This is a genomic window from Virgibacillus necropolis, from assembly GCF_002224365.1.
GTDB lineage: Bacteria > Bacillota > Bacilli > Bacillales > Amphibacillaceae > Virgibacillus_F > Virgibacillus_F necropolis.
In genome coordinates this window covers 814,350-833,868 of record NZ_CP022437.1, presented here as the reverse complement: position 1 = coordinate 833,868, position 19,519 = coordinate 814,350, and the positions used below count along the sequence as shown (strand labels likewise).

Annotated in this window: 17 protein-coding genes; 4 read left to right on the top strand and 13 right to left on the bottom strand. The window is 39.5% G+C overall.

Annotated elements, in window-relative coordinates; all coding sequences use genetic code 11:
- Nucleotides 1-207: 207 nt before the first annotated feature.
- Nucleotides 208-1,248 carry a C40 family peptidase gene (locus CFK40_RS03960; RefSeq protein ID WP_089530790.1) on the top strand — a complete coding sequence of 347 codons (1,041 nt, stop codon included), beginning with the start codon at nucleotides 208-210 and terminating at the stop codon, nucleotides 1,246-1,248.
- Between the two features lie 400 nt (nucleotides 1,249-1,648).
- On the top strand, nucleotides 1,649-2,515 hold the full coding sequence (locus CFK40_RS03955) for an RpnC/YadD family protein (RefSeq protein WP_089530789.1): 867 nt from the start codon (nucleotides 1,649-1,651) through the stop codon (nucleotides 2,513-2,515).
- Between the two features lie 338 nt (nucleotides 2,516-2,853).
- On the opposite strand, the gene CFK40_RS03950 is transcribed toward CFK40_RS03955, so the two are convergent.
- The 6 genes from CFK40_RS03950 to CFK40_RS03925 form a co-directional block, all read right to left on the bottom strand.
- Nucleotides 2,854-3,279 (bottom strand): DUF600 domain-containing protein, encoded by a 426-nt coding sequence (locus CFK40_RS03950; RefSeq protein ID WP_089534280.1) that lies wholly within the window; start codon nucleotides 3,277-3,279, stop codon nucleotides 2,854-2,856.
- Between the two features lie 254 nt (nucleotides 3,280-3,533).
- Nucleotides 3,534-4,019 (bottom strand): immunity protein YezG family protein, encoded by a 486-nt coding sequence (locus tag CFK40_RS03945; RefSeq protein WP_089530788.1) that lies wholly within the window; start codon nucleotides 4,017-4,019, stop codon nucleotides 3,534-3,536.
- A 5-nt stretch (nucleotides 4,020-4,024) separates the two neighbouring features.
- Complete coding sequence (locus CFK40_RS03940; RefSeq protein ID WP_089530787.1) at nucleotides 4,025-6,184, bottom strand: T7SS effector LXG polymorphic toxin; 2,160 nt, start codon at nucleotides 6,182-6,184, stop codon at nucleotides 4,025-4,027.
- A 46-nt stretch (nucleotides 6,185-6,230) separates the two neighbouring features.
- Complete coding sequence (locus CFK40_RS03935) at nucleotides 6,231-6,506, bottom strand: YwqI/YxiC family protein (protein ID WP_152640097.1); 276 nt, start codon at nucleotides 6,504-6,506, stop codon at nucleotides 6,231-6,233.
- Nucleotides 6,507-6,514: 8 nt separating this feature from the next.
- The gene (locus CFK40_RS03930; RefSeq protein WP_089530785.1) at nucleotides 6,515-7,117 is read right to left on the bottom strand and encodes a DUF5082 family protein; all 603 of its coding nucleotides are present in this window, start codon (nucleotides 7,115-7,117) and stop codon (nucleotides 6,515-6,517) included.
- A 413-nt stretch (nucleotides 7,118-7,530) separates the two neighbouring features.
- Nucleotides 7,531-8,490, bottom strand: a complete 960-nt coding sequence (locus tag CFK40_RS03925) for a nuclease-related domain-containing protein (RefSeq protein ID WP_089530784.1) — start codon at nucleotides 8,488-8,490, stop codon at nucleotides 7,531-7,533.
- A gap of 517 nt (nucleotides 8,491-9,007) precedes the next feature.
- Between CFK40_RS03925 and CFK40_RS03920 the strand changes: the two genes are divergently transcribed.
- Nucleotides 9,008-10,387 (top strand): FAD-binding oxidoreductase, encoded by a 1,380-nt coding sequence (locus CFK40_RS03920; RefSeq protein WP_089530783.1) that lies wholly within the window; start codon nucleotides 9,008-9,010, stop codon nucleotides 10,385-10,387.
- A gap of 57 nt (nucleotides 10,388-10,444) precedes the next feature.
- Nucleotides 10,445-11,821, top strand: a complete 1,377-nt coding sequence (locus tag CFK40_RS03915) for an amidohydrolase family protein (RefSeq protein ID WP_089530782.1) — start codon at nucleotides 10,445-10,447, stop codon at nucleotides 11,819-11,821.
- 964 nt (nucleotides 11,822-12,785) lie between these two features.
- Here CFK40_RS03915 and CFK40_RS03910 read toward each other — a convergent pair.
- The 7 genes from CFK40_RS03910 to CFK40_RS03880 all read right to left on the bottom strand — a co-directional run bounded on the left by CFK40_RS03910 (nucleotide 12,786) and on the right by CFK40_RS03880 (nucleotide 19,461).
- The gene (locus CFK40_RS03910) at nucleotides 12,786-13,004 is read right to left on the bottom strand and encodes a DUF2922 domain-containing protein (RefSeq protein ID WP_089530781.1); all 219 of its coding nucleotides are present in this window, start codon (nucleotides 13,002-13,004) and stop codon (nucleotides 12,786-12,788) included.
- Nucleotides 13,005-13,037: 33 nt separating this feature from the next.
- Complete coding sequence (locus CFK40_RS03905) at nucleotides 13,038-13,262, bottom strand: DUF1659 domain-containing protein (protein WP_089530780.1); 225 nt, start codon at nucleotides 13,260-13,262, stop codon at nucleotides 13,038-13,040.
- Nucleotides 13,263-14,058: 796 nt separating this feature from the next.
- Complete coding sequence (locus CFK40_RS03900) at nucleotides 14,059-15,045, bottom strand: tagatose 1,6-diphosphate aldolase (RefSeq protein ID WP_089530779.1); 987 nt, start codon at nucleotides 15,043-15,045, stop codon at nucleotides 14,059-14,061.
- Nucleotides 15,046-15,246: 201 nt separating this feature from the next.
- Nucleotides 15,247-16,170 (bottom strand): hexose kinase, encoded by a 924-nt coding sequence (locus CFK40_RS03895; protein ID WP_089530778.1) that lies wholly within the window; start codon nucleotides 16,168-16,170, stop codon nucleotides 15,247-15,249.
- 5 nt (nucleotides 16,171-16,175) lie between these two features.
- Nucleotides 16,176-17,336, bottom strand: a complete 1,161-nt coding sequence (gene nagA / locus CFK40_RS03890; protein WP_089530777.1) for an N-acetylglucosamine-6-phosphate deacetylase — start codon at nucleotides 17,334-17,336, stop codon at nucleotides 16,176-16,178.
- The gene (locus CFK40_RS03885) at nucleotides 17,323-18,495 is read right to left on the bottom strand and encodes an SIS domain-containing protein (RefSeq protein WP_089530776.1); all 1,173 of its coding nucleotides are present in this window, start codon (nucleotides 18,493-18,495) and stop codon (nucleotides 17,323-17,325) included. The genes nagA and CFK40_RS03885 overlap by 14 nt, the downstream gene beginning before the upstream one ends.
- 249 nt (nucleotides 18,496-18,744) lie before the next feature.
- Complete coding sequence (locus tag CFK40_RS03880; RefSeq protein ID WP_227001857.1) at nucleotides 18,745-19,461, bottom strand: GntR family transcriptional regulator; 717 nt, start codon at nucleotides 19,459-19,461, stop codon at nucleotides 18,745-18,747.
- Nucleotides 19,462-19,519 lie beyond the last annotated feature (58 nt).

The window sequence follows — 19,519 nt, the reverse complement described above, 5'->3', positions numbered from 1 at the left end:
GTCGTATGGATTATAATTTTTACAATAAAATTCTATTTATTTGTTTTGTTTCTTTTACAAAAAGCGCGCATTATTACGATAATATTACAGGAAGATAACTATTGTGCTATATTTTGTCACAATTGTCACGATTCTATCATAATCATGCTATACTAAATTAGAAATTTAAGGAAATAGTTTATTTTATTTGTGAGAGGGGAAAACATTTTGGCTAATAAGAAAATTATTATGTCGGTTACAGCAAGTGCATTTATAGCTTCAGCTTTTGCCGCAACGGAAGCAGAAGCAGCATCATATAAAGTAAAAAGTGGTGACTCATTATGGGCTATAGCACATGAGTATAACACCAGCGTCGCGCAACTAAAATCTATTAATGGTTTATCTAGTAATCTCATTTTTCCGAACCAAGTACTAGAGACAGATGGAGCTAGTACTGGACAAGCGGAAGAAAAACCTAATACATCTACTTCAACATCTACATATACAGTAAAACGCGGTGACACACTTAGTGGAATCGCATCTAGACATAACATATCTTTATCTAATTTAATGAACTGGAATAACTTAAGTTCTTCATTAATCCATCCTGGCGAAAAATTTGTCGTTTCGAAGAGCGGAAATACTTCTGCACCAGCTCCAGCGCCAAGCGTTGATAAAAATAAGGACGAGCAGGTTGCATCATCATCCGTTTACGTGGTACGTTCTGGCGATACATTGAGCGGAATCGCATATCGCTATGACGTAACAGTATCCGCTATTAAGCGTTGGAACGGACTATCATCTAGCTTAATATTAGTTGGACAGAAGCTAAGTATTGATGGGAAGTCAACATCAGGCGGCGAAACTGTTGACAAAGCTGAAGAGCCGAGCAGTGACGGTGATTATAATGTTAATAAGTTAATTAGCATTGCGAAGAGCATGTTAGGCGTGGACTATGTATGGGGCGGATCAACACCAGCTGGATTTGATTGCAGCGGATTCATCGATTATGTTTACAGTAAAGCTGGCAAGGATATTCCTCGCACATCAAGCGAAGGGTACTTTAACCGCTCTTACTACGTAAACAACCCACAAGTTGGCGATCTCGTATTCTTTGAAGGCACATACAAGAGCGGCATCTCACACATGGGAATCTACCTTGGCAATGGACAGTTTATCCATGCAGGATCAAGTGGTGTGGAAATAAGCCCTGTTCATGGTAAGTACTATTGGGGTAAGCATTTCGATAGTTATAAGCGTTTTTACTAGAGGCTTTTGGTTAATTAATAGCCTGTTGGATTTAAGAGGGTTTTCCGCTGGCGCGGAAAACCCTCTTTTGGTGTGTGGTGGGAGTATTGGTTGGATGGTGGGACGATCGCCTTTTGGGTGGTGTGGATCAACTTTCTGGTTGTGACGATCTACTTTTTCTCCATGTGGATCAACTTTTAGTGGTTCTCGATTAACTTTCTTGTAATCACGATTAACTAATTGGGGTTGGCGATCAACTTTCGCGTAACTGGGGTTTATAGACAAGTTTTATTAACTTCTCTTTTTATTTTTTTGAATAGTAAAGAGAACGCTTGTTTGTGCAAGCGCATTATGGTATTCTTAAAACAGAATCACACCTCGGCAATTTCCTCATAATAAATTCCGCAAAGGACGTGTTACAATGTCACTAACGACATTAGTACGAGAAGACACCACCCAGTACGTGCCACATGACCAACTGTTCAAGGAATTAATCCACACATTTTTCGAAGAGTTTCTAGAAGCATTTTTTCCAGACGTCCATCATAATATCGATTTCACCTCTATCAATCCATTACCGGAAGAAGTGTTTACCGATATGCTTAAGGGGGAAAGTCGGAGAGCAGATATAGTTATTGAGACAAAGCTAAAAGAAACGGATACACTCCTAATCATTCATGTTGAGCCACAGAGTTATGGGCAAGCAAACTTTCATGAGCGTATGTATCAATATTTCAGCCTGTTATATAATAAATATAGGAAGCCAATATTACCCATTGCGGTTTTTAGTTACGATGAGAAACGGCATGAACAAAATGAATTTTCGATTGAATTTCCTTTCTTTCATGTATTAACTTTCAATTTTCTAGCATTGGAATTAAAAAGGGAAGACTGGCGACAGTATATCAAATCGAATAATCCCGTTGCGGCAGCGTTACTAAGTAAGATGGGGTATACTGAAGAAGAAAGAATACAGGTCAGAAAAGAATTTTTGAGAATGATGACAAAAATGGAATTTAATCCAGCTAAGACGAGATTAATCTTTGGTTTTTTCGAACAGTATTTAAAACTAAATGAACAAGAGGAGGAAAAACTGATGGAAGAGATTAAACAGGTAGATGAATCAGATGAAATCTTAAAACTGCCTATTTCGTGGGAGGAAAGAGCGAAAGAGAAAGAAAGAAGAAAAATTGCTTCAGAAATGCTTAAGGAAGGCTTACCTATTGAAGTAATTGTAAAGGTTACACATCTTGATGAGGAAGAAATTGAAGCTATAAAGAAAAAATAAATTTCGAAATAATCCCCCCCTAATCCTTGGGGGGAATTACCTTTGTAACAGGTATATATTTTATCTTTAATTCATCTGCATATATGCTTATACCGTGTTCGTAACAGAATTTACGACTGGTGGCTTCAACCGATCATTCTGCCATCAAGAAGCGTGTAATAAACTCCTCCGAACTCACCTTGATAATCCGTTACATCCACCTTACTAATTCGTTCGCTTCTTAAGGTTTCAAATTCTTCATTACTGATCGATTTACTAGTTATATCAATGATAACCTATTAACTTTAGACATAATAAAAAAACCTTGAAAGGCCGATGTAACCAATCAAGGGCTGGTTTTACAAATTAGTATTTTTAACTTCTTCGAGCCATAAATCAAAAATATCATCAGGTAATAGTTCCTCCTCATTCGTATAAACTAAATCATATTTATATTTTCCTTTTAAACTATTTTGTTTTACATTGTAATACAATTTCATTTCTGTAGGCATTTCTTTATTGAACTCTTCACACTTTTTATGGATAAGCTTTAAATTTTGATTACCAATTCTTAGTGCAGCCTTCTGTCTTTCTCTCGAAACATCATAAACTTGATTGTGTTGATTATCCAATTCTTTTGTAGCATCATTCAGTTGATGTTTATGAACAATCTTTCTATTAATTCTATAGAAAAAATCAAAAACATACATTTTGGGTTCATATGAACAATAAATAAAGATTTCATCTGCTTTATTATTGACATACTCTAAACAAATAGCCACCATGTCTGTTTGTAATTCTGAAAAATAATCCTCAAATACAATCCTCAAATACCTTCACATAATCACCCCTAGTTCCCTATACTACCGAAACCATTCCATACTTCATAATGGTACAACCTTCATGATTTGGAATTTTATGTGAGCATCATTCATTTTGTCTGATAGAATTCAAACCTATTAAATATCTCATGCAAAAAACTAAAAGGCACCTGTGTGGCCTAAAGGACAATGAAGTGCTTTAACGCAAAAGAATTTATCTATATATTGCTTTCTTCAAATTCTTTCATTCTCTCTATTAAACCTAAATCTAGTTTTTCTTTGTTATTACTACCATATTTATACATAAAATATTCGATTCTAGCTGCTGGACTAAATTCACTTTCATGCCAATTTGTATAATCAAAATGTACATTTAACTTTCCCGTATCATTTACTAATAATGTCACTGAAAACCAAGGTTCTTGGTCGTTATCAGTAAAAACTTTTTGTAATTCAACCGTTAGTTCAAATAATTTATGAAGTTCTTTATTGTAAGCCCTCTTATCTACACTATATAATTTTGGAATATAATGTGAAAAAATATACTGCTCCTCGCCTTTGGGTTTAAAAAAGAAAAAAACTCCTCCTTCTCTCTCCTTAACCTCACCATTAAAATAGAAATTTTCCCATTCAATCGGAATCATATCATTAACCTGTTGTGCAATTTCATTATATAACTTGTTTAATTCTATCTCAAAACTCATCAATATCAGCCTCCTGATTTATTTGCAACCTCACGAATCACTGGAAATTGGCCTTCAATTTCATATTCAACTATAAAGGAATCCGGTCGCATTGAACTATTAGAATACATTGGTTCAATGCTAACAGAGACTTTCTTGGGCGGTATCTCTTTCAATGCATTTGCCCACTCAGTCTCCATTTCGTACCAGACTCCACCTCTCCTGTTAATTTGACTATTTTGCGGTACAAGGTTATCAATATCAGGGGGACCATTAAATTGCGCTCCTATTAAATGTCCACCATCATCATCTGGGAGTCTGTCTTTTCCTCCTATATTTGCCTGAGCATATTTATTTCTATCAGCCTTTTTCAACACAAGGTCAGGAGTCTCAACATTTACAATACGTCCAAACTCATCAGTAGTATATTTGTAGTTATCATTAGTTATATACACAGTATTTGGTAGTAGTTGTTTCTTACCATTTTTATCTTTTATTATATGCCTTCCGAAGTCAATTTCTTTAACTGTGTTGAAACCATTAACCGTCTCCTTATCACTACCCACTCGTTCACGATCAAAGTCCTTAATAAATGAATATCCGCTGTTCTCTCCAGGCATATCCACCGCCAAATCCCATCGTTGTCCCGGCGAAAAATTCAAGAAGTTCAACCGAAACCATTCCATCCTATTCGTCATAGATTTTACGACTGGTGGCTTCAACCGCCACGTCCACTGCCTAGGCGATACATTTGGCGGCCTCACGATTGGCTTTATCGGCGAGGTTCTATTCACACCAATTGGCTTTTTCACTCCACCAATCGCAACAGTCGCAAGGCCAAAACTTGATAGCCAATGTTCTTTGGAAAAGGGTTCCTTTGGATTTACAGCACCTTGAACGAGATCCACACTTCCCATAGAAAGCCAGTTGGCAAAATCAGTGGGGCTATTCATCTTGGATTCTGACCGCTGCTGCATTCCCTCGTAAACGCCATCAAAGGCTCCCATTGTTAGATAGTTCCCAAACCCAGACCAGGAATCGAATGCCTTGTCTCCTCTTTCCTCGAAACCACCCCAAATGTCTGATCCGATTTCTTGAAAACTATCAATCGTTTTGACAAATGGATTTTTTTCTTCAACCGGTTCAATTCTATCTTTTGGTATGCTATCCACAAAACGATAAGCTATTTTTCCATTTTTGTCTGTAAACTGCCTTATCATTCTGCCATCAAGAAGTGTGTAATAAACTCCTCCGAACTCACCTTGATAATCCGTTACTTCTTCTGCACTCATTCGGTTACTTTTTAACGTCGCAAATTCTTCTTGGCTAATTGACTTGCTATGTAGATCAATCAGAACGTTCACCGCACGAATACTGTAGTCCATCGTCCGAAATTCATACCTTTTTTGTATATAATTAATGAGGATATCTGACAATGGGTTAAATCTCGCCAGGAATTGTTTCGCTCCCAATCCTAACAAAGCTTTCATAGAAGCACCATTTCCTACTGCCTTTTCTGTAACACCTTTGATTACTCCCTGATACACGTCATTACCCGCTAATTGCCGTACAGAATAATTCGCAATACTTAAATCCCCGTTTCTCAGCATTCCACTGAGTTGTTGGATATATCGAGCCATCAGATGAACGTCGTTTTCCACGGATTCTAGTTTCGCAGTACTTTCGGAATCAAACGCATGTAGTGTTTCAATTGTCTCATTAACATGTTTCCGTGATCGATTTACATTGTAAAGGAACTCTGCATCATCTAACTTCGGAAGAGATACGATATCCCAGACCGATTCGATGGCTCTATTTGCCTCACCCGTTAGCGTACTTGTAACACTTTCCGCTTTTTTAAGGCCTCGTTTTACGTCATGTTCCAAAAAGGATTGATCAATAAAGCCTTTCGTTTCTGGCTCCAGCATTTGAAGTGACGTCGCAATTTGTTTTAACGTTTCCTGGTAGTCTGCGATGAACCCTTCCATAAACAATAGCAATGGGATGTGACACTCTTGATAAAAGGAACGAATCGCCTGTGCTCCTTTTCCTTTAAAAGAATCTTCCAGAGAGATAAATTCATCCAAGCTTTTTTGAATCCGTTTCATCTGCTCATGAAACGATTCTAAGTCTGCGAGCGTCTCCTTAATTCCGTTATGCAAACTTTCTGCATCTAATACCTTCACTTATAAATCACCCCTTTTCCTTGCTCAAATGGGCATCTCCATCATTTTAAAAGTTTATCCTAGAAGCAACCTTTTCTTCCGTTTGTTTGAAGGATTCAGCAGCATTACTGGTCGCTTCCTGATTGTTGACCAGCAATGTTTGATAAGAATTTAGTACCCGCTCAAATGATTGGTTGATTTCATTTAATTTGGTGACCGTGTCAAGCCGATTTTCACCTTGCATGGATTTTGAAAAGGATGTTTCCAATGTTTGAATAGACGCTTTCAGACCAGCTAATGCCTTTTCCACATCGGCATGAATTAATTTAATTTCTACACTCACTTGATTCATCATCCCTTTCTTTGCTGCTCAATAACATGACTAAGTCTTATGTCTTTTGCCGATAGCACTCCCTGTAAATCTAAGATTGTTTGGTTGATAACTTGGATTTCATCCTTTAATTGGGTGAGGGTGCGATTTAATTGGTGATCCGAAATAGATTCATAGCTTCTTAACGTTTCATGTTCTTGAAAGGATTGAAAGTCTTTAGCCATATGCCCATACCAAGTGTTTATGGATAGCCTTGGTGTTACACATAGCTGGTTATAATGTTGAAATTCAGTTTTATGATCCATCAATTCTGCAAGCACCCGCTCTAACCTTTCCAAATCCTCTCTTTTTTGATAGCTTTTCTGAGTTAATAAATAGATATCATTCTGAAGACTAGCTATTTCATTCGTATAAGACTCCCCTATTTCGTTCACCTCCATGCTGGATAAAGTTATTTTAATTAGGTTCGTTTTTCTACATATACCATTATCATACAATAATTTCCCATCTATTCCCAAGGATAAAAAGAATTTTGTTGAACGTTTCTGATTTTTTCCACTCCAATCGGAATACCACCAAGTTACGAAATACCAACAAAATAAAAAAGCGCCCGACGTGGACACTTCTCACTTCACCTAATTTAGTAGACGATCAACCTTTGCAATTAGGTTATTAATAGACTGATCTTAATTAAATTGACCTTTTTATTTTCTTCTTATTGAGTCCATTAACCTTTGTAGTTGTGAAACCTGCTTTAGTAGAAAACGGAAATGCTGCACAACTGAAATCTCGCGGACCGAGACTGTAATAACGTTGTCTCCCGAGTTTGGGTGGCTCTGTCCCGAGTTCGAGCGGTTGTCTCCCGAGTTTGGCTGGTTCTGGCCCGAGTTGGGGCGGTTGTCTCCCGAGTTTGGCTGGTTCTGGCCCGAGTTGGGGCGATTGTGGCCCGAGTTCGGGTGGTTCTGGCCCGGCTTCAACTACTTATTTAATAAAAAGCTAGTTAGAGGATTTCTGCTGACGCAGAAATCCTCTTTTTCTAAACAATGGTTTTATTAACCTGGTTTTCATTAACATGCCATCTTCTATGATAGTTGTCATAGCCCAGCCCTTGCTCTCTAAGCACTTTAGTAGCAAGGTTTTTGGAAGTTATTCCTAGGTACTGCATGCATTCGGAGTTGTTTATCCATGATTTTTTTAATAGGAAATAGTCGGTTAAAGCTTGCTTGTGCTCAGTTTTGGATACTACTCTACATTTTTCGCAGATCCAGCTATTGTATTGTCGCTTCATTCCAAGTCTACCGCACCCGGGACACTGCACCCCGCCTAGTATATCCTTTGAATGGATACCGTATTTCCGCTGATAATCAAATTTATATGTTCCACACTCTCTCAAGATGATCGCACCAACCTTTTGGTGAAGCTGCCCATGTGGCGATCCACGGTCAACTTTCATAACATGCTGTGGCATGTATTCGCCATGCATAACTTCGCCTGATATGTCTCGATTTTCGGGGATTACCTTTATAATCGTCCTCGGGTCACTTATTACGAAAAGTGGATAAGTTGGAATATCGTGAATATTGCGTTCAGCGAGCCAGTTCGTTAATAGAATTGTGTTAGTTGTGGCTTGAAGAATGGGGTTGCGAAAGCCGGTTATTACGCCATTTTCTTCGCGGGTGAATTGGTTTAACTTATAATCAAGGGTAAGCGTTCCTTTGTAGTTTTTAATCTCAACTACGAAGATGCAATGCGGGCTGATAATTAAGGTATCGATCTGGAAGGCTGAATCTAGATATACATCGTGGAGTATCGTGAAGTTATTTTTCAGAATAGCGGAAGTGAAACGATCAACAGCTTTCTCACCATCAAATCCTCTTTGGTAATAAGCTAAATTTTGTTCGAGCAGCCGTCGTTTTTTATGCCTCAGTGGCAATCTACGTAATAATGCCGTTAATACAAAAATTTCATTGGGGGCAGTGCGCGTTTTCATTATCATATTTTACTCCTCTATTTAATTAATTAAATAGATTATACCACAATACTGGCCATTCAATAACATCCTCTTCAACGATTTCCAAGTTAATGAAAATCAGGTTGGTAAGGTCAACTCGGGCGGGAATTGAGTGAACTCGGGACAGAACTGCAAGAACTCGGGAGACAGCGCCTCGAACTCGGGCGACAACTGCACAAACTCGGGACACAGCGCCTCAAACTTGGGCGACAACTAATCAAACTCGGGACACAGCCTCCCCCTTTCATGACGTACATCTCCCCCATATTCATTATTTTCTTCATTTTATGTTTGAGCATTCTGGTTATTACTGAATAGTGTTGTCTATCATTTCCTTATTATTTACTGACGCTGGGGTATCAAATTACGAGTACTCTTTATCGTTTTCCCCTTTTTGGTAATAATTCTTACATTAATACCCCGAAAGAAAATTGTACTTGCACGTCTAGGCGGTTCCCCGCATTAATTGACTGGGAGTATATTTATAAATGGAGGTGTCTTGATGAATAGAATTTGGGGTGCTTGTCCCGATCTTTCAGGCCGTATCATTATTCCTGGAGAGCCAGGTTACAATGAAAGCCGCCTCGTTTGGAACTACTTTGCTTCTAAAAATAAATTTCCTCATGTTATCGTCTATTGTCAAAATACAAACGATGTGCAGAATGCTGTAAGATGGGCACGTTTTAACAAAGTCCCTATTCGAATAAGAAGTGGCGGTCATAATCATGAGGCTTTCTCAACGGGAACAGGAGTCATTGTGATTGATGTTAGCGAAATGAAACAGCTTTCTGTTGAAAAGGAAAAAGGAATTGCCATTGTTCAGGCTGGAGTAACGGGTTCTGAGCTTTACCGGAGACTATATGATGAGGGGCTAACCCAAGTTGGGGGAACTTGTTCAGATGTTGGAATTTCTGGATTAGTCCTAAGCGGTGGTATGGGGCCACTCTTACGGAGACATGGACTTACTTGTGATAGTCTGGTTACTCTTGAAATGGTAGATGCAAACGGATCTATCATATATGCGACGAAGTATAACGAGCACAGTGACTTATTCTGGGCCACGTGTGGAGGTGGTGGAGGAAACTTTGGCATTGTAACAGCTGTCACATTAAGGGTCTACCCTGCGACTCCCGTGACTTGGTTCAATATCGGATGGGACTGGGATCAACCAGTTGAACAGATAATTGATACATGGCAAAGATTTTTTTCAACAGCTGATAGGAGATGGTTTTCACATCTGGATCTCTGGTCAAAAGCATTTCCGATGGAACAGTTTAAAAAGTATCCTTTAAAAGTAATGGGGGTATTTTGGGGTACACCTGAAGAAGCCAGACAAGAACTGGGTCCTTTAGTAAACATAGGATGCCCCGGTGATCAAACCATTGAATTGGTTGATTGGAACAGAGCCATCAAACTTTTTGAGATTTCTAATGAAATATTTGTTACGGAAAAACCTAAGTACAAGTCGTCAGGTGCATATGCCATGAAGCTTCTGACACCAGAAGCTATTTCAACTATACGTCAGACGCTGCAGAATACATCATCACCATTATTAAATGTTCTCATTTATTCCTTGGGTGGTGCATATCAAGACAAAACGCCTACCGATACAGCATTCTATTATCGGAACGCTAAGTTATTTATCCAATATTATAATCAATGGGTGGAAGAGAGTAGTGCACCTGAACGGATACAGGAGCTTGAAGTTCTTCGTCAACGGATGCTTGCTTATACAACAGGTGATTATGTAGGAAATCCCGATACGAACATTCAGGATTATTTAATCGCTTACTATGGAGGCAATGTAAATAGATTGATAGACGTAAAGAGAAAGTATGACCCTGAAAATGTGTTCAACTTTCAGCAAAGCATACCAACATAATAGCTACTAAGTTAGGTTAACGGAATATTTGGTATTTTATAGAAAAGAGGGATCTTCATGGAACAAGAAAAGCGGACCTTGATTCATGGTGGTACGATTATCACGATGAATCAGAATAGGGATGTCTTATATAATCAGGATATTCTTGTTGTAGGGAAACGCATTGCTGCTATTGGTGACTTGAGAATGTATTATAATCAAGTGGACGAATTTCTAAATGCAAAAGGTAAGCATGTTATACCGGGCCTAATCCAAACTCACCTCCATCTTACCCAAACCCTTCAACGGAATCTCGTAGCGGACAAAACGTTAGAGCAATGGCTAGATGTAACAATGAGGTTGGAAATAGCCCATGATAGCGAATCAAATTATTGGTCGAGCATGTTAGGGATTTCTGAGTTATTGCTTAACGGTACAACAGCCATTTACGATATGGAGACAACTTATCATACGGATAGTTGTTTCTGGGCTATGGCACAGACAGGTATTCGGGGTTTTGCAGGCAAAGCGATGATCGATATGGAGCAACCAAGTGTAGACGTACCAGCAGCCATGATTCAGCCTACTGATGTCGCTTTTGGAGAAAGTGTAGCGTTATTCAATAGGTGGGATGGATACGATGATGGGAGAATTCGGTACTGCTTCGCTCCAAGGTATGCCCCTACTTGTACAAGGAGACTTTTAGAGTTAACAGCTGACTTTTCCAAGAGGTATGGTGCACATGTTCACACGCATTCGGCTGAAACTGAAGAGGAAGAACATATCATTATTGATCGTACTGGTATGAGAGAAGTTGAATATTATGATTCAATTGGATTGATTAATCCTAGAACGGTCTTAGCTCATTGTGTTCATTTAAATGATAGGGAAATTGAAATCATGGCTGAACGAGGGTGCCATGTTTCTCACTGTCCTTCAGCAAACTTATATCTCGCCTCCGGAATCGCACCAATTCCTAAGATGATGGAAACTGGTGTCAATGTTAGTATTGGACCAGACGGATCAGACAACAATAATCTCTCCAACCTTCATGAGATGCGGTTAGCTGCTTACATTCAAAAAGGACTTCACCAGAATCCAGTCATCCCACCAAGCGCAGAGCAAGTTTTCGAAATGTCAACTCTTGGTGGGGCCCGTGCACTTGGTCTGGAGGAGGATATCGGAAGCATTGAGGTTGGTAAAAAAGCTGATATTGCTATCCTCGATTTACGAGAACCACACACTTGGCCAAATGAGCCACAAGTGAACTCAAAAGAAAATATTTATACGAGGATTGTCTATTCAGCCACAGCCTCAAATGTTGTAATGACTATGGTAGACGGGCGTGTGTTAATGAAAGATCGCCAATTACTTACGATGAATTTAGATGAAGTTCTCAACAAATCAAACGAATCTATCATTCGTATTTTGAATCGTACTGGGCTAAATTTGTAAAAGTATAATTAACAAGCTATCATGCATGAACTCGTGTGGTAGCTTATTTTTTTACGACATTATGCTTTTGTTACATATTCTGTTCTCGCAAAATAAGGAATGTCTGTTGTTTTAAGAGCAATGTACCGATTTCCTGGTGACTATCTTATATCTCAGGAAGTTAGTCGTAGTATCGACGAAGAAAGATGAGGAAAATATAAGCTCAGAAGAAATATTAGCTCGGGGGCGGTTACTTCTTTTGGTTTAGATAAACGACAAAAGTTGTAATTAAAGTAATTGTAGCTATTTGAACTAAACCAATTGTGTTACCAAACTTAATGCTTGAAATGTCGTCATCCTAACATCTCCCCTCTTAAGAGACTAAAGAAATTAGGAAGATGGTCAACCGCCCACAATACCTATATAGACGCTGATTTTATTTTATCATAACTGTTGGTAGATTAATAGAAAAACAGAATAAACGTTCTTTTTTTAAAAAATAAAAACATTGAGAGTATAATTAATAAGGATTTATAATATACTTAAATTAAGGTAACGAATAGCATCAACTACTCGTTGCCAGCAACTACGAATGACCGCATAAAAAGCGGTTGACCAGAGTGCAAATGTGTAAACAAAAGAAGTAATCGCTGATCTCGGTCGAGCGGTTACTTCTTTTGTTTAGTAAACGACAATGATCAATTAAAGTTTCTACTGCCCTTAAACACCAAACTCACTTTATTCATTTGCACCCTAGATCAAATGTTTGTTTGAAAAACCGCGATGCCCGCTCTCCCTAGTGTTGCCTCCTTTCATGTATATGCGAATAGAGTCTTCTTTTAATAAAGAACGAAACCAGCAAGAGAGCGATTTCGTTCTTTACTATGTTTGAAGCGACATAGAAACTTACTCGGAAGACAGTCAATTTATCCATTAATAGTAAAGACCAGCGACAGAATACTGTTCATGTCGCTGGTCCTTTTTATTAAACTAATTCAATATCTAATACATTACGTTCAACGATACGTGCACTCTTCTTAGCTACAAGATCGCCACCAGATGAAGTGAATGCGTTTTGGGTGATTATTTCATCCATCGCAGTTTGTACTGCAATCGCATCTACTGGTTCAACTGGATTATCAAGCGTGTACGTTACCACTTTGCCATCTTGATTCTCAAATTTCAGTTCTAACTTTTTCGCCATCAGAACCCCTCCTTTCTTTTAGATTTAGGTACGTTACGCCTGACGTAACTCGGAACTGTCATTACGTTCAATTTTGAAAAGTGAACGCTGTTGCAATGGCTCAAGTAAGATTGAGATTGCGTATAACTGATCCGCTGTCGCTACCGTTTTCACATTACTGAAGCTTTTTGTTTTAAAAACTTCTTTGCCTGAGATGGCGTCAACTCCTTCGTTGAAAACTAAACGAAGTGTCGAATTTGTCATATTTGCTGTAGCCATGTGCCTCACCTCCTTTCACCATTACAATCGAATGGAAGGCGGAAAAGGTGGCATGGATTTAAAAATAAAAAAAGCGCCACCAGTTTTGATGGTGACGATCATATGTAGATAGACAATTATTCACATTAATATATGTTCGCATAAAGTCATTAAAACCCAAACACATTGACAGTATAATTAATAAGAACAATACCTATGTAGTTGCTAGCTTTATTTTACCATAATAGTTTATAGATTAATAATAAAAAGGAATGTATGTTCTTGTTATTTCAGATGTATGTTTTAATCAAACATTTGAAAACATAATCACATTTTAATTAAGGGCCTATTGGTAAGATCTTTTAACTCTGGACAGACCTCAGAAGATGCCCTACCAAACTCGGGAGACAGATGTTCTTTCAGTATATAAAAGGAAGGTGAAAAAGATGGCATGGATTTAAAAATAAAAAAAAACGCCACCAGTTTTTGATTGGTGACGATCGTAATTATAATAGAAGATTATCGAGCGGATGGGGCCTGCAGTTGATCGAATTTGGTCCGTTGTCGATCGGATACGGCTCATAGTTGATCGAGTAAATCACATTGTCGATCGTTAATCCGATAAAGTCGATCGCTCAGGTTGAACTTTACTATCGTGATAGCGCTGTTCATATGATCAACTTTTCATTGTTATCGCTCAACTTCATAAGCGTGGCGATCAACTATTGGTTATTTTCGATCGACTTTCTTGTATTACGATCAACTTCCGCGCCGTCACCCTTCAATTACCTTCCTCTCTCACCCTTTCACGAAGTACCTAAAACGCACTCCAAGGTGTCGCGGTTTCCGTAACAGCCGTTTTAACCTTATTCAAATTATCCGTTCCCTTTGTTTCAAGCCACTTATAATATGCTTCCTTGCCTTCTTCGGCAAAAGCGTTCACACCATCTTTCCATGTTGCTCGTCCACAAAGAACACCACTAAACTTCGATTTAGCTTCTTTTGCAAAATGAAGCGTATCGACGAATTGTTCATTTGTCACACCGCCACTTAGATAGATAAATGGCACACCGCTTTTTTCTGAACAGGTGCGGTAGTACTGAGCCGCTTCTTCCCGAGTATAAACAGGGTCATAGTTATCGTATTGTTCGTAGCCTTCGATATTAAAAACAGATACGGGTACTTCCACTTTCAATAGATCAACGCCATATTCTTCTTTAGAGAATTCCTTCATAAAAAATTCAACAATTTCTGGTTTTGCTTTTGCGAATTCTGCACTCTTACCTGAAAGGCCTTCTGCACTATAGGAAACTGGCTCTACTATATACAGTATGTCATTTTGTTTACATTCATCGCCGACTCGTTTAATGAGGGCATTTTTAATTTTATTATACTTCGCGTCTTCTTTATGATCATAGTAAACGAGTAACTTAAGTGCGCTGGCTCCCTCTTTCACAAGATCCTGCACCGCATAGTCGTCCACTAAATTAGGTAGCCGGCCTTTTTCAGTTGCATCATAACCAGTCTTTTCATATGCCATAATCAAACCAACATCTTTATTTAATTTCTTAGCAGCGTCCCATCCGTATTCTGGATCAAGCAGTAAGGAAGATGATTGATTTCCAAGCACTTCACTTACTCCCTCTTTAAATTTACTTAACCCTTCCTCATATGTGATAGTTTCGTTTAAAGATTGAATCATTTTACCTAAAGATCCTCGTTGATCCATTGCCGTCGCAAAAATCATATTATTTTCATCGGAAATTAATTCTAATCCACGTTGCTTTCCTGGTGATAATTTCATATTTTATCCTCCTTGGTTCGTTTTGTTGCTGTGTCTCCCGAGCTCGGGGTGGCGTCTCCCGAGTTCGGGGCGCTGTCTCCCGAGTTCAGGGGCTATCTCCCGAGTTCGAGGTGTCGTCTCCCGAGTTCGGGGTGGCGTCTCCCGAGTTCGGGGCGCTGTCTCCCGAGTTCGAGATGCTGTCTCCCGAGTTCGCCCCGCTGTCTACCGACTAACCTGCTCCACCCTAATCTGTTCTGCACACCAATCTAGATGATTCAGATTAACATGTCCGGTTTTTTCTTCCATTGCATTTAATACACCCATCGCTAATCCAAATTTAATCAGCTGCGTATCAGCCAACCCACGTGATAGCCCCGCTGCAAATCCTGCAATCACAGAATCACCAGATCCCACTGGATTAACAGCATTGACTTTAGGTGCAGTAACCCGGTATATATTTTGACCCTGTTTCACAAATGCACCGTTTGCCCCGTTTGTGACAACAACCCACGGGATATCATTTAACAGGCTCGTCTTCAACGCTTCAACAATCTCTGTTTCCTCATCAACTTCCTTGCCAAGCAAATCTCCCAATTCATCCAGATTTGGTTTTATTAAAAAAGGTTTGCTTTTAAGCGTTTTTTTCAATAACTCACCCTTGGTATCAAGCAAAACTGGCACATCATGAAAACTGGCAATCGTAATACATTTTTCATAATAATCATCTGCTAAACCCTTCGGTAGGCTTCCAGAGATCGTAACGATATCTACATCACGCATGTGTTCAGAAAATTTTTCTAAAAATAATGCAGCCTCGCCCTCCGTAATGGCTGGTCCACTCTCTAGAATTTCCGTCTGCCTGCCTTCATGGATCACCGCAATACAGTTGCGTGTATCACCCTGTATATTCACAAAGTAATCCTCGATACCTGAAAGCTCGCCACGAATAAAATCTCCCAAACTACCACCCAAAAATCCTGTAGCACCAACATCTTCCCCTAGCTGTTGGAGGACTCTCGTAACATTCAAGCCTTTCCCACCAGCAGTTTTAGAAGTATCGCTCACACGATTAACCGTATCAAGAGAAAACGTCTCAAGCTTATAACTAATATCAACAGCGGGGTTCAATGTAACAGTTAAAATCATTCGAATCACCTCTCCACTCGATAGCTGATTTTCCCTTCAACAGCTGTAGCTTGGATATTCAAACTGTTATCTAGGACAACGTAATCAGCTAGTTTTCCAGTTTGAATGCTACCAAGATCTGAACCCCGTCCGATACTTTTTGCTGGAGAAAGAGATGCTAGATGCCAGATTTCCCTTAATGAACGACCGCTCCACGCTTGCAAATTTTTCACACCATCAATTAACCGCAATGTACTCCCAGCTAATGATCCAGCCTCCGTTCGGGCCACTCCATCTTTTAATACGACAGGGAATTCACCCAAATGATAGTTTCCATCTGGCAACAGCCCTGCCCGCATACAATCCGTAATCAAAACTGTTTTCTCTCCTTTTATTCCAACAACCATTGAAGCAATATCCGGATGCACATGATGACCATCACAAATTAACTCAGCAAAAGCATCCCTGTCAGTCAAAGCCGCCCCAACAACACCTGGTTCCCTGTGGTGCAATCCCGACATACCATTAAATAAATGAACAAAATTACGTGCCCCAGCATACAATGCATTCGTGCAACAATCATAGCTTGCATCTGTATGCGCAATACTCGCGAGAACGCCCTCATCACTAATTTTTCGAATGAAATCGATTGCTCCATTTCGTTCAGGGGCAAGAGCGATTTTTACAATTGTATCCTCAGATAGCTCTTGCCATTGCTTGAATTCCTGATAATCAGGGTCACGAAAATAACCTGGATTTTGCGCCCCCTTATGTTTCTCAGTAAAATAGGGACCTTCTAAAAAGATCCCTTCCGATCTAGCACCCGATAGGCCAGATTTAACCGCTTCAACTACTGCATGAATGGAATTGTTCAAATCCGCTTCTGACGCCGTCAATGTAGTAGGCAAAAATCGAGTAACACCTAACGCCGGCAATGCTTCAGAAATTCCATGAACCGCTTCAGTTGTACCATCCATGATGTCATAGCTATTAACCCCATGAATGTGCGTATCAATTAGACCGGGCGCTATCGTGAATCCGCTCCAGTCAACGATTTTAGCGCCTGATGGAACAGCGTCCACAAACTCTCCGAATCTACCATTACTAATCAGTAAATATGTGTTGGTTTTCTCTTCATTTTCAAGCAAAAATCTGTTTGCTTTTAGGTAATACTTATTCGTAGTCATAAATCGTAACACCCTGCACAACACGATTCACTCGCCCGTCTGGACTAGGGTTATCTGGTGTAATACCTAGCTGCAGTGATTTTTTCAGTGCTAATGTTTGGGCAAACATTATGTATAATAATGCAAGCTGAAAATCATTACCGAGCGTTTCCTCATTGTTATTTACGGTTATGGTATAGTCTGCAAGGTCTTCCACTTCCTGGTCCTTTTTTTCCGTAAGAGCGACTACTTTCATCTCCGAGTCATCAGCCGCTAGCTCACGTAAAATGTCCAAATCATACTTTCTTGTATGCGGATCTCGCGACATGAATAAGACCGTCACAGATTTTTCATTCAAAATGGACTTTGGACCATGCCTGAATCCGAGCGATGATTCATGAATCGCTGCGACCTGCCCCCCAGAAAGCTCCAGCATTTTTAAAGAAGCTTCGTGTGAAAGTTGACTGAGCAATCCAGAGCCCAAATAAACAATTCGATTGAAATCAAATTTTAATACGTCATCTACAGTACCCGTTACGGTATCTCTTAATTCTGTAGCACTTTCAATTAATTGTTCCGCTTCACTAATCGTAAATTCGTTTTCCGCAAACAGTGTATGAGCTGCAATAATCATACTTGTAAAGCTACTTGTCATTGCGAATCCTTGGTCATGTGCCTTCTCTGGGGTTAAAACAGTCATGCTCCGGCTGTCATTCTGTGTATTTTTAGCAAGCTGTCCATTCTGGTTACATGTAATGACCACCTGGTAAAAATCATTAATCAACTTTTCACCTAACGATACCGCTGCAACACTCTCTGGGCTATTGCCTGATCGTGCGAATGACACCATGATCGTTGGAGATTCTGCAAATAGATATGTTGTTGGATTGGACACGATATCTGTTGTCGCGATAGCCTCAAAATTGATATTCTTCTTATTTTGCCTGCGCAATTCTGGAACAAGTGTATCTCCCGCAAACGCAGAAGTTCCCGCACCAGTAAAAATAACGCGAACCTGGCTGTGTTTTGCGTATATGGAATCTAGAAATCCTTTCAAGGTATCTCTTTTTTCAGAGAGCATATAAAATAATTCCTGCCAAACCTCTGGCTGTTGGTAAATTTCTCTTGCAGTGTGGACCGCACTTTTTTCTTCTAATACTTCGTTCATTAAATTAAACATGTATTTTTCCTCCAATTCTCGTGGTTATGTTGTCATTACCAGTTTAAGTGTAGTTGTGGCCTAAGTTTGTTTGACGGTGTGGCCCGAGTTTTTGGGGTTCCCTCCTGAGCCCGGGCGGCTGTCTCCCGAGTTGAGACGCTTCTCTCCCGAGTCCGGGCGGCTGTCTCCCGAGTTGAGGCGCTTCTCTCCCGAGTCCGTGTGATTGCCTCCCCAACTCCAAGCGGTTCTCCTTCGATTTAACTACCCCTATTATGTTAGTTCTACTGTATAATCAAATTTATCACCGCGAGCGACACTAATTGTATACTCAATCAAATTCTTATCATGATAAGCATAACGCTTAATTAACATGGCCGGCTGTTCAGGCAACATCTGTAGGTGAGCCGCTTCTTCTTTTCGAATCATTGTCGCAGAAAATCGCTCAACCGCTTTCGTTACATTCACTTGATATTCCTCATAAAAAACATCATACATTGGCTTTTGCTCAAGGTCACTTTTAGTTAAGTGCGGAAATAGTTTTTTTGGTAAATAAGAAGTTTCATACATTAACGGTTCATGATCCGCAAGACGGAGACGAACAACCTGAAAAACCTCATCCAATGGTTCCAGGTTCATTTTATCAGCCAATCGTTCATCTACCGCTATTTCGTTAAATGACACCACATTTGTTGTCGGTTTCTTCCCAATTTCTTTCATCTCTTCAGTAAAACTGTATAGCTTAACTAGATTTTGATTATAGGATTTTGGCGCTACAAATGTACCCTTACCATGCAACTTGTAAATAAAGCCTTCGCGTTCTAATTCTTGCAACGCCTGCCTAACCGTTATCCTGCTCATATCATATATTTCACACAGTTCACGTTCGGACGGCAGCTTGTCGTTCTCACGATATGCCTGATTCTTTATTTTCTTAATTAAATCTTCCATCAACTGCAAATACAACGGCACCTTACTCTTCTTATCCAATGATTGAAATGTCACCTCCTGATAGTGGTTATAACCAGTTGAGTTAAGTATAGGTTAT

Excerpts from the sequence above, each read along its gene's own strand:
- CFK40_RS03955 (WP_089530789.1), top strand. The coding sequence starts at position 1,649 with ATGTCACTAACGACATTAGTACGAGAAGACACCACCCAGTACGTGCCA.
- CFK40_RS03950 (WP_089534280.1), bottom strand. The coding sequence starts at position 3,279 with ATGGTGGCTATTTGTTTAGAGTATGTCAATAATAAAGCAGATGAAATC.
- CFK40_RS03945 (WP_089530788.1), bottom strand. The coding sequence starts at position 4,019 with ATGAGTTTTGAGATAGAATTAAACAAGTTATATAATGAAATTGCACAA.
- CFK40_RS03925 (WP_089530784.1), bottom strand. The coding sequence starts at position 8,490 with ATGATAATGAAAACGCGCACTGCCCCCAATGAAATTTTTGTATTAACG.
- CFK40_RS03920 (WP_089530783.1), top strand. The coding sequence starts at position 9,008 with ATGAATAGAATTTGGGGTGCTTGTCCCGATCTTTCAGGCCGTATCATT.
- CFK40_RS03915 (WP_089530782.1), top strand. The coding sequence starts at position 10,445 with ATGGAACAAGAAAAGCGGACCTTGATTCATGGTGGTACGATTATCACG.
- CFK40_RS03910 (WP_089530781.1), bottom strand. The coding sequence starts at position 13,004 with ATGGCGAAAAAGTTAGAACTGAAATTTGAGAATCAAGATGGCAAAGTG.
- CFK40_RS03905 (WP_089530780.1), bottom strand. The coding sequence starts at position 13,262 with ATGGCTACAGCAAATATGACAAATTCGACACTTCGTTTAGTTTTCAAC.
- CFK40_RS03900 (WP_089530779.1), bottom strand. The coding sequence starts at position 15,045 with ATGAAATTATCACCAGGAAAGCAACGTGGATTAGAATTAATTTCCGAT.
- CFK40_RS03895 (WP_089530778.1), bottom strand. The coding sequence starts at position 16,170 with ATGATTTTAACTGTTACATTGAACCCCGCTGTTGATATTAGTTATAAG.
- nagA (WP_089530777.1), bottom strand. The coding sequence starts at position 17,336 with ATGACTACGAATAAGTATTACCTAAAAGCAAACAGATTTTTGCTTGAA.
- CFK40_RS03885 (WP_089530776.1), bottom strand. The coding sequence starts at position 18,495 with ATGTTTAATTTAATGAACGAAGTATTAGAAGAAAAAAGTGCGGTCCAC.